At 71.9% G+C, this 14,210-nt stretch carries 13 protein-coding genes; 7 read left to right on the top strand and 6 right to left on the bottom strand.

The annotated features are described in order from the left end of the window. Nucleotides 1-30: 30 nt before the first annotated feature. The gene (locus tag AB0H93_RS05820; RefSeq protein WP_358567986.1) at nucleotides 31-810 is read right to left on the bottom strand and encodes a DUF2470 domain-containing protein; all 780 of its coding nucleotides are present in this window, start codon (nucleotides 808-810) and stop codon (nucleotides 31-33) included. A gap of 294 nt (nucleotides 811-1,104) precedes the next feature. Here AB0H93_RS05820 and AB0H93_RS05815 point away from each other — a divergent pair, with 294 nt between their 5' ends. From AB0H93_RS05815 to AB0H93_RS05800, 4 genes are all read left to right on the top strand, one after another. Further along, nucleotides 1,105-1,971, top strand: a complete 867-nt coding sequence (locus AB0H93_RS05815; protein ID WP_358567983.1) for a hypothetical protein — start codon at nucleotides 1,105-1,107, stop codon at nucleotides 1,969-1,971. Next, on the top strand, nucleotides 1,968-3,173 hold the full coding sequence (locus tag AB0H93_RS05810; RefSeq protein WP_358567980.1) for a fumarylacetoacetate hydrolase family protein: 1,206 nt from the start codon (nucleotides 1,968-1,970) through the stop codon (nucleotides 3,171-3,173). The genes AB0H93_RS05815 and AB0H93_RS05810 overlap by 4 nt, the downstream gene beginning before the upstream one ends. 4 nt (nucleotides 3,174-3,177) lie before the next feature. After that, complete coding sequence (locus AB0H93_RS05805) at nucleotides 3,178-3,861, top strand: helix-turn-helix domain-containing protein (protein ID WP_358567977.1); 684 nt, start codon at nucleotides 3,178-3,180, stop codon at nucleotides 3,859-3,861. Between the two features lie 379 nt (nucleotides 3,862-4,240). After that, complete coding sequence (locus AB0H93_RS05800) at nucleotides 4,241-5,098, top strand: NAD(P)H-binding protein (protein ID WP_358567974.1); 858 nt, start codon at nucleotides 4,241-4,243, stop codon at nucleotides 5,096-5,098. A 33-nt stretch (nucleotides 5,099-5,131) separates the two neighbouring features. On the opposite strand, the gene AB0H93_RS05795 is transcribed toward AB0H93_RS05800, so the two are convergent. Next, a complete protein-coding gene (locus AB0H93_RS05795; protein WP_358567971.1) occupies nucleotides 5,132-6,292 on the bottom strand; it encodes a PLP-dependent aspartate aminotransferase family protein in 1,161 nt (386 codons plus the stop codon). 63 nt (nucleotides 6,293-6,355) lie between these two features. Here AB0H93_RS05795 and AB0H93_RS05790 point away from each other — a divergent pair, with 63 nt between their 5' ends. Next, nucleotides 6,356-7,792 carry a PLP-dependent aminotransferase family protein gene (locus tag AB0H93_RS05790; protein ID WP_358567968.1) on the top strand — a complete coding sequence of 479 codons (1,437 nt, stop codon included), beginning with the start codon at nucleotides 6,356-6,358 and terminating at the stop codon, nucleotides 7,790-7,792. Nucleotides 7,793-7,931: 139 nt separating this feature from the next. Here AB0H93_RS05790 and AB0H93_RS05785 read toward each other — a convergent pair whose 3' ends face one another. Genes AB0H93_RS05785 through AB0H93_RS05770 form a run of 4 tightly spaced genes read right to left on the bottom strand, consistent with a single transcriptional unit; the run spans nucleotide 7,932 to nucleotide 11,217 of the window. Next, on the bottom strand, nucleotides 7,932-9,152 hold the full coding sequence (locus AB0H93_RS05785) for a hypothetical protein (protein ID WP_358567965.1): 1,221 nt from the start codon (nucleotides 9,150-9,152) through the stop codon (nucleotides 7,932-7,934). After that, nucleotides 9,149-9,874, bottom strand: a complete 726-nt coding sequence (locus tag AB0H93_RS05780) for an ABC transporter ATP-binding protein (RefSeq protein WP_358567962.1) — start codon at nucleotides 9,872-9,874, stop codon at nucleotides 9,149-9,151. Before AB0H93_RS05780 ends, AB0H93_RS05785 begins: the two co-directional genes overlap by 4 nt. Nucleotides 9,875-9,877: 3 nt before the next feature. Beyond that, the gene (locus AB0H93_RS05775) at nucleotides 9,878-10,681 is read right to left on the bottom strand and encodes a hypothetical protein (protein ID WP_358567960.1); all 804 of its coding nucleotides are present in this window, start codon (nucleotides 10,679-10,681) and stop codon (nucleotides 9,878-9,880) included. Further along, nucleotides 10,678-11,217 (bottom strand): RNA polymerase sigma factor, encoded by a 540-nt coding sequence (locus AB0H93_RS05770; protein ID WP_358567957.1) that lies wholly within the window; start codon nucleotides 11,215-11,217, stop codon nucleotides 10,678-10,680. Before AB0H93_RS05770 ends, AB0H93_RS05775 begins: the two co-directional genes overlap by 4 nt. 219 nt (nucleotides 11,218-11,436) lie before the next feature. Here AB0H93_RS05770 and AB0H93_RS05765 point away from each other — a divergent pair, with 219 nt between their 5' ends. Both AB0H93_RS05765 and cydB read left to right on the top strand, forming a co-directional pair. Then, the gene (locus AB0H93_RS05765; protein WP_358567954.1) at nucleotides 11,437-12,942 is read left to right on the top strand and encodes a cytochrome ubiquinol oxidase subunit I; all 1,506 of its coding nucleotides are present in this window, start codon (nucleotides 11,437-11,439) and stop codon (nucleotides 12,940-12,942) included. 15 nt (nucleotides 12,943-12,957) lie between these two features. Further along, nucleotides 12,958-13,971 (top strand): cytochrome d ubiquinol oxidase subunit II, encoded by a 1,014-nt coding sequence (gene cydB, locus AB0H93_RS05760; RefSeq protein WP_358567951.1) that lies wholly within the window; start codon nucleotides 12,958-12,960, stop codon nucleotides 13,969-13,971. Nucleotides 13,972-14,210 lie beyond the last annotated feature (239 nt).

The following is a 14,210-nucleotide window of genomic DNA, read 5'->3' as shown; positions in this document are numbered from 1 at the left end:
GAACGGTCCGTTCGCTCCGTTTCGGCGGCGTCAGCCCTGGCGTTGCTGGGCGAGGAAGGGGCAGCCGACGAGACGGCGGAGCTCCACGCCGAGGTGCTCGGTCGTGCTGACCGGGCGGGAGAACGCCAGCCGCACGTCGTGGTCGCCGTCGGCCGACTCCACCCGCAGCCGCAGGCCGTACTTGTCCAGCCCGAGCGGGCGGATGTGCCCGCCGCGCAGCTTCTCCGGCAGGTGCCGGGCGAGCAGCCCAACGACGTCGCGGTGCGACAGCTCCAGGTGCCGCAGCCACGCGTCTTCCTGCATGCAGAACGGATCCGGCGTGGCGGCCTGGAAATCCGCTGGATCCACCGATCCGGTGCCCTCCGAATCCGCCAGCACCAGCGACGCGGATTCCAGCCGCAGGACGCTCGCGCCGTGCCCGGCGTCGAGCAGCCGCGGGTCCGGGCGCTCGTCGGCGACCGAGAGCACGGCGTCGCGGGCCTCCGCGTCGTCGAGCAGCCGCACCCAGCCGGTCAGCCACAGCAGTCCGCGCACCGGCTCGCGCAGCCGGACCGGCGTCGGGTCGGTGAGTTCCAGGACCGCCGCCAGTTCGGCGCGCGGGGCTTGCCAGGCGGCGGCGATCAGCGGGTGCTCGTCCGCCAGCAGGACGGTTGCGGAGCCATCGGCGTGCACGTGGTGCAGCAACGGCGCGATGCGCGCCGCGTTCTCGTCGGCCGGCAGGAGCGCTGCGCGGCCGCCGCGTTTGGCGATGCTCCTGGCACGTTCGGCAGCGCTCGGCGTCGCGGGCCGGCGAATGGTCGTCTCACCCACTGCTCACCTCCAACTTAGGTAAGCCTAACTTAAATGTGTTGCGCGGGGAAGTCGCCTCATCGGGCGCACACGGTCGCCGAAGCGGCCCCACCGCCCGCGCATCCTCTTAGTACCAGCTGGAACGCTCCCGTGGGGCGGCAACCGGAGTAGTGCTCCCAGGGGCGGTGCGAGCGCCGTCGGACCAGGGAGGATGATGATGTCCAAACCAGGCGAGGGAGGCCTACATGACCCCGCCCGACGTCCGTTTATCGGGCACCTTTGTTCACTGGCCGGTACGGCATTAGCGTGTCAGCCGTGTCAAGCGCTGTTGAGCTTCGCGCGCCCGGTCCGCGCGGCATCCCGCCCCTGTTCGCCCGATTGGTTGACGACGCGGCGCTGTTCCCGCCGGGGACCGCCGCAGTGCCGCAGGCGGTGGCCGACCACCTCGAGGCGCGCGGCGGCGCGTTCACGGGTCTGCTCGGGCCGATGCTGTGCAAGGCGTCCCGGTTGGCTGAGCTGATCACCGAACTGGCGAAGGTGAAGCCGGCGTCGCCGGTGCCGCTCTCGCTGGTGTGCGACACCGGGCTCGGCGGCGTGCCCAAGGCCCTGTCGATCATCGAGGGCCGGCAGGAGCTGCTGGCGCTGCGGATGGTCGAGATGCCCGCGCCGTCCGACGTCGACGACATCTGGCTGGAGCGCGTGTCGGAGTTCGTGCCGGAGGACATCATCCGCGTGGTCGAGCCGCGACGCGGCGGCGACGGCTGGCTGGACGGCATCCGGCGGGTCGCCGAGCACGGCTGCTGGCCCAAGCTGCGCTGCGGCGGGCAGACCGCCGAATCGGTGCCGTCCATCGACGTGGTCACCGACTTCCTCGCGGTGGCGGGCACCCTCGACGTCCCGTTCAAGGCCACCGCCGGGCTGCACACCGCGGTGCGCGGCACCGACCAGGAGACCGGGTTCACCCACCACGGCTTCCTCAACGTCCTGGTCGCCACCGCGCGCTCGCTGTCCGGCAAGGACGTCCGGGCGGCGCTGGCCAGCACCGACGGCGCCGCGCTGGCCGAGGAGGCGCGCGCCCTGTCCGACGACGCGGCCAACGCGGTGCGCGACGTCTTCGCCTCCTACGGCTCGTGCTCGTTGCAGGACCCCGTCGCCGAACTCGAAGGATTGGGACTGCTTTGACCTGGATCGAGGACCCCGAGTTCGCGCCGGACAAGCCGTTCGGCCCGCAGACGCTGCCCTACGGGGTGCTGGTGACCGGCAGCGGCCCGGTCATCGCGGTGCGGGTCGGGCGGCACGCGCTGCTGCTGCGCGGCATCGCCGGTGAACTCGGTCCTCGACTCGCCGAGCTGGTCTCCGGCGACTCGCTCGATCCGCTGCTGGCCGCGGGCCGCGACCGCTGGCGCGAGCTGCGGGAGCGGCTCAGCGAGCTCGTCGCGGCCGATCGGGCACCGGCGGGCGCGAGCCTGGTGCGCACCGACTGGCACACCCTGGTGCTGCCGTTCGCGGTCGGCGACTACGTCGACTTCTTCTCGTCGCGGCACCACGCCGAGAACGTCAGCCGCATCTTCCGGCGCACCGCCGAGCCGCTGCCGGAGAACTGGTCGCACCTGCCGGTGGCCTACCACGGCCGCGCGGGCACCGTGTACGTCTCCGGCACCGACATCCACCGCCCGAGCGGGCAGCGCAAGGCCGCCGGCGACCTGCAGCCCGCGTTCGGCCCGACGCGGCGGCTGGACTTCGAGGCGGAGGTCGGGTTCGTCTGCGGCGGCGAACCGGCCGCCCGGGTGTCCACTTCGGACTTCGCCGAGCACGTGTTCGGGCTGGCGCTGGTCAACGACTGGTCGGCGCGGGACATCCAGGCCTGGGAGTCCAAGCCGCTGGGGCCCTTCCTGGCCAAGTCGTTCGCCACCTCCGTCGCCGGGTGGATCACGCCGCTGGAGGCCTTCGAGCAGGCCAGGGTGCCGATTCCAGAACCGGCGCACGCGCTGCAGCCCTACCTCGTCGAGAAGGAGCCGTGGGGGCTGGACCTGCGGCTGGAGGTGCGCTGCAACGAGACGCTGCTGGCCTCGCCGCGGTTCGAGCACATGAGCTGGTCGCCCGCGCAGCAGCTGGCGCACATGACCGTGAACGGCGCGCCGGTGCGCCCCGGCGACCTGTTCGCGTCCGGGACCGTGTCCGGGCCCGAGCGCGACCAGCGGGGCTGCCTGCTGGAGCTGACCTGGGGCGGAGCGGAGCCGATCACGCTGCAGGACGGCGAGCAGCGGACCTTCCTCCAGGACGGCGACCGGGTGACACTGAGTGGCAGCGCGCCGGGGCCCGACGGTTCGGTGATCGGGCTCGGCGAGGTGACCGGCACGGTGCTGGCCGCGGCTCGGAGGTGACGCGATGGCCCAACCCAGCCCCGAGTCGATTCGCGGCCCGATGGGCCTGCCCCAGCCGGGCACCAAGGAGAGCTCGCTGACGCTCGACCGCGGGCTCAGCCTGCTGCAGGCCGTGGCGGACGCGGAGAGCGAAGCTCCCACCATCAGCGACCTGGCGGCGACCGTCGGCGTCAGCCGCGCGGCCGTGTACCGGCTGCTCGGGCCGCTGCAGAGCCGCGGCCTGGTGCGCCGCGAGGGTTCGAAGGTGCGGCTCGGGCTCGGCGTGCTGTGGCTGGCCGGGCGGGTGCTGCCGCAGCTGCGCATCGCATCGCTGCCCGCCTTGCGGGCGCTGGCGGAGAAGGTCGGCGCGACGGTGCACCTGACCGTGGCCGACGGCAGCGAGGCGCAGGCCGTGGCCGTCGTCGAGCCGTCGTGGACGAGCTACCACGTGTCGTACCGGGTCGGCAGTCGTCATCCGGTGCAGCGCGGCGCGGCTGGGCGCGCCGTGGACCTGCCGCCGGGCGGGCCGGCGTGGATCGCCAGCAGCGGCGACCTGCAGCCGGGCGCGTTCGCGGTGGCCGCGCCGGTGCGCGGGGTGCCGGGGCTGCGCGCCAGCGTCGGCGTGGTGGCCCTGCAGCCGTTGGCGCCGGAGGAGATCGGGCCGCTGGTGCTGGAGACGGCCGAGGCGGTCGCCGAAGCCCTGCGCTGAGCGGGTGGCGATTTCGCGCGAAAACGGCGCCTTGCGTTCCAGCCGGTCACGCCTCGCGCTGCATCCTGGAACTCGAGCGCTCCGAACCGCGCCGGGCGGGCTCCGTTTCCGCCTGGAATCGGGAATCCGCTCCGCGGTGGCGGGGAATTCCGACTTTTCCTGAAATTGGCGTCCGGTTTTTCGGTCGGGCCTGTTCAGCGGGTGTTTCCGGGGTCGAAACCCGCGCCTTTAGACGATCTTGATCAGGTGACATCTTCGCAGGTCAGAAGCGTATGCGAACACCACGTTCATGTTTGCTTCCGGGGTGATCACCCGGGTAGAGATGGAGCGTCGTCGAGCGCTCGACGCCCTCCCCGCAGGCAATCGTCGAGAGGACGTCATGACCATCCTGATCACCGGCGCGACCGGGAACGTCGGCCGCAACGTGCTGCGACTGGTGGCAGCGGAGGGCGAGCAGGTGCGCGCGCTGACCCGCGATCCGCGCGCCGAGTTCTCCGCCGGGGTGCAGGCCACCCTGGGCGACCTCGCCGCGCCGGACACCCTGGACGCCGCGCTCTGCGGCGTCGACCGGCTCTTCCTGTTCCCCGTGCCGCAGACCGCGCGCGACGTGGTCGATGCCGCGAAGCGGGCCGGGGTGCGGCGCATCGTGGTGCTGTCCTCCGGCGCCGTGACCAGCGGTTTCGACACCGACTTCCACCTGCCGGTCGAGCGGGCCGTGCAGGACTCCGGCCTGGAGTGGACGCACGTCCGGCCCGGCGAGTTCGCGATGAACAAGCTGGCCCTGTGGGGACCGTCGATCCGGGCCGAGGGCGTGGTGCGCGATCCGAACCCGGACGTCGCCTGGTATCCGACGCACGAACTGGACATCGCCGAGGTCGCCGCCGCCGCGCTGCTGTCGGACGGGCACGCGGGCCGGGCCTACGACGTGAACGGTCCGGACCTGCTCACCTACCGCGAGCAGGTCCGGGCCATCGGGGACGCCATCGGCCGCGAGATCCGCTTCGAGGTGATCGGCCGGGAGCGGGCGCGCGAGCTCTACCTCGCGCAGGGCGGGTTCGCGGCGGCGAACGCGGACTTCCTGCTCGGCTTCGAGGACTACTCCGGCGCCGAGCAGGATCCGGCGGAGGCCGCGGAGTTCGACGCGAGCGCGGCGATGCCGACGGCCGAGCCGGTCACCGGCCGGGCCCGCGGCTTCGCCGAGTGGGCCCGCGACCACGCCGCCGACTTCCGCCCGTGACCGGGGGCGTCCCGCGCCCGGTGCGGGACGCCCTCACCTGGGCAGGGCCTGGTCGAGGTCGGCCCAGATGTCGTCGGGGTCTTCGATGCCGATCGAGACGCGGATGACGCCTTCGCCGATGCCGGCCGCGCGCAGCTGCTCGTCGGTGAGCTGGCGGTGCGAGGTGCTGGCCGGGTGCAGCGCCAGCGTCTCGACGCCGCCCAGCGACGGGCCGAGCGATGCCAGCCGGATCGCCTGCACGAAGGCCAGCCCGGCCGCCCTGCTGCCCAGGTCGAAGGTCAGCACGCCGCCGTTGCCGGTCAGCAGCTTCCGCGCCAGTTCGTGGCTGGGGTGCGACGGCAGGCCCGGGTAGTGCACGGCGCGCACCGCCGGGTGCTCGGCGAGCCGTTCGGCGATGAACTGGGCGCTCTCGCAGTGCTGGCGCATCCGCAGCGCGAGGGTCTGCACGCCGCGCAGCGTCAGCCACGCCGCGAAGGGATCCGCCGACGCGCCGATCTCCACCAGTTCCGGCCACAGCTCGCGGTGCAGGTCGGCGTCCGCGAACACCGCGACCCCGCCCAGCGCGTCGGAGTGGCCGCCGAGGTACTTCGTCGTCGAGTGCACGACGACGTCCGCGCCTTGCTCGATCGGGCGGCACAGCAGCGGGGTGGCGAAGGTGTTGTCCACGACGTTGATCAGGCCCGCCTCGCGGCCCACCGCGAACATCCCGGGCAGGTCGGCGACCTCCACCATCGGGTTCGAGATCGTCTCGGCGTAGAGCAGCTTGGTGTTCGGCCGCAGCGCCTGCCGCGCCTCCGCCGGGTCCGACACGTAGCTGACCTCGATTCCCCAGCGGTGCGCGAGGTTCTCGAAGGACGCGAACGTGCCGCCGTAGAGGCTGCGCTGGGCGATCACGTGGTCGCCGCTGCTCAGCAGCGTCAGCAGCACCGAGTTGATCGCGCCCATGCCGGAGCCGGTCGCGAAGCCGGCCTGCCCGCCCTCCAGCTCGGCGACGGTGTCCTCCAACGCCCGCACGGTGGGGTTGCCCATCCGCGAGTAGACCGGCGCGCCGTCCGGGTTCACCATGCCGTCGGCGAAGACGGCGGGATCGGCGAAGGCGAAGCCTGAGGTCTGGTAGAGCGGCGCGGTCAGCGGCCGTCCCTCGGGGGCCTCCGGGGTCTTGACGTGGACGCAGCGGGTGTTCAGGTGGGTCATGGGACCAGGTTTCCCCGCTGCGGCGGTCGCGGGAAGCGCCAATCCAGGTAGATTGGCTCCCCGATGGAACCAATTTCGCTGGACCGCGTCGTGGGATTGCTCGGCCGCTGGTCCGCGCAGCGCGGCGCGCTGCACGAGCTGCTCGCGGGACGGCTGCGCCAGCTGATCGACGACGGCAGCCTGCCGCCGGACACCGTGCTGCCGCCCGACCGCGCGCTCGCCGGCGCGCTCGCGGTCGGCCGCAACACCGTCGTGGCCGCCTACCGGACGCTCCGCGAGGAAGGCCGACTCGAACGCCGCCAGGGCAGCGGAACCCGGGTCACGTCGGCGTGGCTCACCGCCGCCCGCACCGCCGCCGTCGAGTCGGTTGGGCCGATGTACCTGCACCTGCTCGAACCCGCGGACGGCGCGATCCAGCTGACGTGCGCGAGCCCGCTGCTGCCGCCACCGGAACTCGCCGAGCTGCTGCCCGCGGTGACCGGCCGGCTCGCCGCCATCGGCCCCGACATGGGCTACCACCCGGCCGGCGTTCCCGAGCTGCGGCAGGCGATCGCCGACCGCTACGCGCAGCGCGGCGTGCCGACCCGCGCCGAGCAGATCCTCGTCGTGAACGGGGCGCAGCAAGCCCTTTCGCTGCTGATCAGGCTGCTCGTGGCGCCCGGCGACGAGGTGCTGCTCGCCGCCCCGACCTATCCGGGATCGTTCGAGTTGGCGCAGGAGGCCGGCGCCCGGATCCGGGCGGTCCGCGCCGACGACGGGCTGGACCTGGCTGGTTACCTGCGCGCGGTGGCGGATCGTCCGGCCCTGGCGTACGTGATCACCGCGTTCCACAACCCGACCGGCGAACTGCTGCCGACGTTGCAGCGCCGTCGGCTGGCGGAGACCTGCGAGCGGCACGGTGTCCCGCTGGTCGACGACGAGGTGCTGGCCGAGCTCGACCTCGACGACGCGGCCCCGGAGCCGCTGGACGGTGCGGCGGTCATCAACGTGGGATCGCTGAGCAAGCTGGTCTGGGGCGGCCTGCGGGTCGGCTGGGTGCGCGCGCCCGAGCCGCTGATCACGAGGCTGGCGCGGCTCCGAGCGGTGCACGATCTCGGCGGCCCGGTGCTGGACCAGTGGCTGGCCACCGCGCTGCTGCCGCGGCTGGACGAGGTGCGCGAGCGGCGGATCGCCGAACTCCGCGCCCGGCGCGACCGCCTCTGCGCGGAACTCGACGCGAACCTGCCGTGGACGTTCCGGGTGCCTGCCGGCGGGCAGACGCTCTGGGCCACGCTGCCCTACGGCGACGCGAGCGCCTTCGCCCAGCACGCGCTGCGGTTCGGCGTCGCGGTGCTGCCAGGTCAGTCGCTGGATCCGCAGCGGCGCAGCGACCGCTGCCTGCGCATCCCGTTCCACTACCCGCCGGACGAACTCGCCGATGCGGTGCGCCGGATGGCGGAGGCGTGGCGTTCCTACGACGGCACGGCCGCGGTCGCCGCGGTGAACGCGCTGGTCGTCTGAGCGCCGGGGAGTTCGGTGCATCGGCGGAATGCGCAGCGCCACCAGCGAATCCGGGAACAATGTGTCTAAAGTGGACGATATCGGCGGGAGTGGCGGCCGTAGCCCCGCCGCGATGAAGTTGAGCTCGTCGGCGAAGTAGCTAGTTCAGCAGCGCCGACGTCGCATCGGTGTCGCAGTCGACGCGTGCCGCGAAATAGGCGGTCATCCATTCGCGATCCGGGGCGCGTCCGTTCCCGAGCAGCCGCGTCGCGCCTTCCGCATCGTCGAGCAGCCACGACTGCGCGGCCTGGAGAGCCTGTTGGAAGGGTTCGCCGTCGCAGGTCGGGACCGTGCCCGTCAACATGGCCGCCAGCCGTTCGCGCTCCTGCACGGGATCCGCGAACCGCCCGGTGGCGGTCGTGTCGTACTGGTACGCGGGCAGATCCGGGTATTCCGAGCTGCTGAACCGCAACTCCTCCGGAGCACCTGGGATGCCGCGGAGCTTCTCCAGCATCGGCTGGCCGAGTTCGGCGAGCTCGGCGAGCACGTGCGAGTTGTAGCGCCCGACGCAGATCGTTGGCCCGCGTGTCGTGCACACCTCCTGCATCGCCACCGGATCGGTGACCACGTGCCGATCCACCGAGATCGACGCGATCAGCAGCGTCAGCGCGGCGGTGACAGCCGCCGGTACCAGCGCGAGCCATCCCCGACGTGACATGGCCAGGACGAGGAAAGTCGCTGCGATCGCCGCGAACCACACCGCCTGCAGCGCGCTCGACGACGTCGCGTACATCCTCGCGCCGTAAAACCCTGTGGGGGACAGGATCGCGAACAGCGAGTCGTTCCCCAACACCCAGCTCGTCCGGCTGGCCGCCAGGTACGCCAGGTATGCCAACGCCGGGGTCAGCAGGACTACCAAGCGCCAGCGGACGAGGCGGCCGAGCGCCATGCCGAAGGCGGCCGCTGCGCCGTGCGCGGGGGCGCAGACCAGCAGCGCCGCGATCCAGTCGCCGCTGCTGGCGGTGGCGATCGGGAGGACGAAGAGCGCCGCGATTCCCCATGCCGTCGCGATGCCGAGCACCGCGCCCAGCGTGAGCGTCGTCCATGCCACGAGGAACGGCTGCCAACTCGGCCGGGGCACTGTCGCGAGGAGCTCTGCGGTGCCGCGCCGGTTCTCCCGCCCGGCGGCCCATGCTCCGGCGGTCGCCACCAGCGGCCACGTGAAGATCAGATCGGTGCGGACGACCCCGGCGAGCGCGTTCCAGCTACCCGCCCACCACGGTTGCAGGAACAGCGCCGCGACCAGCGATATCAGCATCGTCATCGTGAGCGGGCCCGCGGTGCCGCGGTAGAACTCGTTCCCGAAGGCCCTCCTGTTCATGCCGCACCCGCCCGGCTCGCGCCCAGCACCGCGCGGTAGCCGTCCGCCAGATCGCCGCTATCGGCCAGCTCCGCCGGCGCCCCCCGGAAGACCGGCCGTCCCGCGTCCAGCACCAGCACCTGGTCGCACGCCTCCGCATCGCCCATGAGGTGCGTGGAGAGCACGACGCACCGATCCCGCCCGAGCTCGCGCAGCAGCTCGCGGAACTCGTCCTGCTGCTCGGGATCGAGCCCGGCGGTCGGCTCGTCGAGCAGCAGGAGCCCGGGATCGTTGACGATGGCCTGCGCGATGCCGACGCGGCGCCGCATCCCGCCGGAGAGGCGCTTCAGCTTCTCGTCGGCGCGGTCGCCGAGCCCGACGTGCCGCAGCGCCCGGTCCACGGCCGGCATCAGCTCCGCGGCCGGGACCTCCTTCAACCACCCGAAGTGCTCCACGAACTCGCGCGCGGTGAACCTCGGGTACCAGCCGAATTCCTGCGGGAGGTAGCCGATTTCGCGCCGCAGCTGGCGCAGATCGGCGCCGGCCGGCGGGTGGCCGAGCAGCCGGACCGAGCCGCCGGAGGGCGCGGTCAGCGTGGCCAGCACCCGGATCAGCGTCGACTTCCCGGCACCGTTGGGCCCGAGCAGGCCGTGCACGCCGGTGCCGAAGTCCGCGGTGATCGCGTCGAGCGCGCGGCGGCGGCCGAATCGCACGGCCAGGTCCTGGATCTCGATGGCGGGCACGGTTCAGCTCCTCGAGGTGTGCTGGAAGTTCGTGCGGCGGAGGTAGAGCACTGCGGCGGACAGGACGATCAGCGACGACCACAGCAGCGGCAGCGGCCGGTCGAGCAGCACCGGCACCTGGTCGCCGACCAGCGGGCCGCCGGCGAGCACCAGCCAGCCGGTGGCGACCGCGGCGGCCACCGGTTCGAGCCGGAACCGCGAACCGAGCGCCAGGGTCAGGCCGGTCAGCGCCAGGCACGGCAGCAGCCAGCCGACGATCGACGTCCGGCCGGTGATCGCGCCGATCACCGCGCTCGCCGGCACGGTGGTGAGCAGGATCGACAGGGTGCGCCAGAGGACCAGCGGCAGCCCGCCCAGCGCGGTGCCCGCGGTGATCTCGTAGGCCGGGTCGCCCAGCCTGCCGAAGCACAGCGCAACGCCGGCGACGGGCAGGATCGGCGCGATCAGCAGCAGCGCGGAGCCGTGCTGCGACCACCAGCCGCCGGGTTCTTCGATGCTGAGCAGGTCCATCCCGACGGCGCAGGCCAGCGCGGCCAGCACGGCGAACAGCCAGGCGCCGCGCACGGCGGGGGCGGCGTTGAGCAGCACCCGCAGCCGGCGCCACCGGCTCGGCCGGGGGAACTGCGGGGGGAGCGTGGCGAGGCCGGCCTGCGCATGCAACACCACCGGATTGCTGGACGCCGCGTCGTTGATCAGCCGTCGGCAGGCGGCGCAGTCGAGGGCGTGGTCCTCCACCTCGTCCGCCTCCGGCAGCAGCCCCGCGGCGTAGGCACGCAGGGTGGACGCGGGGAAGTGCTCGTGCGTCATGCGAGTGCCTCCTTCAGGATGTGGCGGGCTTTGCGCGCGCGGGTCTTGACCGTGCCCTCGGGAATTCCGAGCAGCTCGGAGGTCTCCCGCACGGTCCGGCCGTCGAGCACGGTGGCCTGCAGGACCGCCCGGAGCTCGGGGGAGAGCCGGTGCAGGGCGCCGGCCAGCTCGGGGCTGAAGGCCCGGGCCAGCACCTCGTCCTCCGCGGATTCCGCGGTGATCGCCGAATCGACCGGCTCGCCGACGGGCTGGATGCGGACGTTGCGGCGGCGGTGCGCGTCGATCAGCCGGCTCGTCGCGATGGTCCACAGCCAGCCGGCGGCGCTGCGCGACGGGTCGAATCCGCCCGCCGATCGCCACGCCGTCAGGAAGCAGTCCTGCAGCACCTCGGCGGCCAGTTCGGGATCGCCGCAGCGGCGGCGCAGCCGGACCGCCAGCCAGCCCGCGTTGCGCTCGTAGAGCTCGTCGAAGGCGGCCCGGTCGCCACGTGCGACCCGCCTGAGCAACCGCTCGTCTTCCCGCTCTTGATCGCGCACACACCTCTAGACGCACGGAAGGCCGGAACGGTTTTCGGTCGGCGTGTTCACGCAGAGGTCTTTCGCGTCGCCGGATCGCTTGGTACAAGTAATCGATCCGGTGATTTCGGCTGCTGTGCGTGACCGGGACCAAGGTCCCGTCCGGGACAGGACTCTCGACCGGGCGAGATAGGGCCCTTGCCTCTGCGCATTCGCAGTACCGGGCGGCAGGGTGGAGCCGTGGATCTGCTCGACATCGCCCGATGGCAGTTCGGGATCACTACCGTCTACCACTTCCTGATGGTGCCGCTGACCATCGGGCTGGCGATCCTGGTCGCCGGCATGCAGACCGCCTGGTACCGCACCGGCAAGCGGCGCTACCTGAAGATGACCAAGTTCTGGGGCAAGTTGATGCTGATCAACTTCGCCATGGGCGTGGTCACCGGCATCGTGCAGGAATTCCAGTTCGGCATGGCCTGGAGCTCCTACTCGCGCTTCGTCGGCGACGTCTTCGGCGCGCCGCTGGCCATGGAGGGCCTGCTCGCGTTCTTCGTCGAGTCGACCTTCCTCGGCCTGTGGATCTTCGGCTGGGACCGGCTGTCCAAGGGCGTGCACCTGGCCTGCGCCTGGGCGTTCTCGCTGGCCACCGTGCTGTCCGCGTACTTCATCCTGGCCGCCAACTCGTGGATGCAGCACCCGGTCGGCATCGAGGTGGTCGACGGCCGGCCCCGGCTGACCTCGATCTGGGAAGTGCTGGCCAACAACACCTTGCTCGCCGCGTTCCCGCACACCGTGTTCGGCTGCTTCGCGGTCGCCGGCTCGTTCCTGATCGGCATCGCCGCCTGGCAGATCGCCCGCCACCACCGCAAGTCCGACCCGGACGACGAGGACCGCCGCGCCTGGCACGGCTCGCTGCGGCTGGGCGCGTGGGTCGCGGTGATCGCCTTCGCCGGGCTGGCGATCTCCGGTGACATCCAGGGCAAGCTGATGTTCCAGCAGCAGCCCATGAAGATGGCGTCCGCGGAGGCGCTGTGCCACAGCGAGGCGCCCGCCAGCTTCTCGATCTTCGCGATCGGCGACGTCAGCCGGCCCGACTGCGAGAACGTCAAGAGCATCACGGTGCCCTACATCCTGTCCTACCTCGCCGAAGGCGACTTCTCCAGCGAGGTCAAGGGCGTGCAGGCGCTGATCCCGGAGTACCAGGCCAAGTACGGCACGCACTACCCGGACGACCCGCGGCTGGGCTCGTTCGCCGGGCAGCCGATCGACTACACGCCGAACCTGCCGGTGACCTACTGGGGCTTCCGGTTCATGATCGGCTTCGGCGGCCTGGCCGCGCTCGGTGCGGTGTTCGTGCTCTGGTTGACCCGCAAGCGGAAGTTCCCGCCGGGCAAGTGGTGGGCACCGCTGGCGGTGCTGAGCATCGCGCTGCCGTTCCTCGGCAACATCGCCGGCTGGGTGTTCACCGAGATGGGCCGCCAGCCGTTCGTGGTGGTGCCCAACCCCGATCCGTCCGGCGTCGACGGCGTGTGGATGTTCACCGCGTCGGCCGTGTCCTCGGGGGTGTCCCCCGGCGAGTTGCTGACCTCGGTGATCGCCCTGACCGTGCTGTACGGGGTGCTCGCGATCGTGGAGATCTTCCTGATCGTCCGCTACGTGCGCGGCGGCTTCGACGGGGTGATGCCGCCGAAACCGCCGGAGGGCGAGGAGAAGTCCGACGACGAAGCCCTGTCCTTCGCGTACTGAGAGGCTGCACCTGCGATGGATCTGCCCACCTTCTGGTTCTGCGTGATCGCCCTGCTGTGGCTGGGCTACCTGTTCCTGGAGGGCTTCGACTTCGGCGTCGGCATGCTGCTGCCGGTGCTGGGCCGCCGCAACGAGGAGCGGCGGGTGCTGATCAACACGATCGGCCCGGTCTGGGACGGCAACGAGGTCTGGTTGATCGTCGCGATCGGCGCGACCTTCGCCGCCTTCCCCGGCTGGTACGCGTCCCTGTTGAGCACGGCCTACCTGCCGCTCCTGGTGCTGCTGCTGGCGCTGATCGGGCGTGGCGTGGCGTTCGAGTACCGCGGCAAGGTGGACACCGCCCGCTGGCGGCGCACCTGGGACGTGGTGATCGTGCTCGCCTCGTGGATCTCGCCGCTGATCGTGGGGCTGGTGCTGTCCGCGAGCGTCTTCGGGCTGCCGCTGGACGCCAACGGCGACCGGGTCGGCGGCTGGTGGACGATCTTCGCGCTGCCGAACGTGATCGGCGCGCTCGCGATGTGCGCGTTCTCGCTGCTGCACGGCGCGGTGTTCCTGTCGCTCAAGACCGAGGGCGAGATCCGGGAGCGGGCGCGGCGGTTCGCGCTGCGGGCCGGGGTGCCGCTGCTGCTGCCGGTGATCGCGCTGGTGGTCATCGCGCAGCTCCGGGAGGGCGAGGCATGGACCTGGGTGCCGCTGGTGATCGCGCTGGTCGCGGCGCTGGCCGGGCTGGCCCGGCTGTACCGGTGGCGGGACGGCCAGGCGTTCGCGCTGCAGGGCGTGGCGCTGGCCAGCGTGGTGGTGACCCTGTTCGGCGCGCTGTGGCCGAACGTGATCCCGTCCACCTTGGACCCGGCGTGGTCGTTGTCCATCGCGGACACCGCGTCCAGCCCGTACACGCTGACGGTGATCACCTGGGTCGGGGCCTTCGGCACCCCGGCGGTGCTGATCTACCAGGGCTGGACGTACTGGGTGTTCCGCAAGCGCATCGGCACCAAGCACATCCCGCCGGTGCACGTGCCCAGTGCCTGACGGTTTCAGCTGGCTCGCCATCTGCTGAAACAATCCAGGTTTGATCTTTGTCGTTGAAGCGGCGCAGCCGCTTAGCCCACCTGAGCAACTTGCACCGCCGCGGGTTCTCAGACGTCTTCTCGCGAGGACAGCCCCGATGCCGCGTATTGGTCATACGTAAGTCGGGGATCCCACAGCGAGAAGGCGGCCGTAATTCCCGCAGGGGGGCCGCTACCCGCACCGCTACGCAAGACGAGCCT

This window comes from Saccharopolyspora sp. NPDC050642 (assembly GCF_040654735.1).
Classification (GTDB): domain Bacteria; phylum Actinomycetota; class Actinomycetes; order Mycobacteriales; family Pseudonocardiaceae; genus Saccharopolyspora; species Saccharopolyspora elongata.
This window is presented reverse-complemented; position numbering and strand designations above follow the sequence as displayed.

Bases quoted from the DNA above. Each gene is read 5' to 3' on its own strand.
- AB0H93_RS05805 (WP_358567977.1), top strand. From the start codon at position 3,178: ATGGCCCAACCCAGCCCCGAGTCGATTCGCGGCCCGATGGGCCTGCCC.
- AB0H93_RS05800 (WP_358567974.1), top strand. From the start codon at position 4,241: ATGACCATCCTGATCACCGGCGCGACCGGGAACGTCGGCCGCAACGTG.
- AB0H93_RS05795 (WP_358567971.1), bottom strand. From the start codon at position 6,292: ATGACCCACCTGAACACCCGCTGCGTCCACGTCAAGACCCCGGAGGCC.
- AB0H93_RS05790 (WP_358567968.1), top strand. From the start codon at position 6,356: ATGGAACCAATTTCGCTGGACCGCGTCGTGGGATTGCTCGGCCGCTGG.
- AB0H93_RS05785 (WP_358567965.1), bottom strand. From the start codon at position 9,152: ATGAACAGGAGGGCCTTCGGGAACGAGTTCTACCGCGGCACCGCGGGC.
- AB0H93_RS05775 (WP_358567960.1), bottom strand. From the start codon at position 10,681: ATGACGCACGAGCACTTCCCCGCGTCCACCCTGCGTGCCTACGCCGCG.
- cydB (WP_358567951.1), top strand. From the start codon at position 12,958: ATGGATCTGCCCACCTTCTGGTTCTGCGTGATCGCCCTGCTGTGGCTG.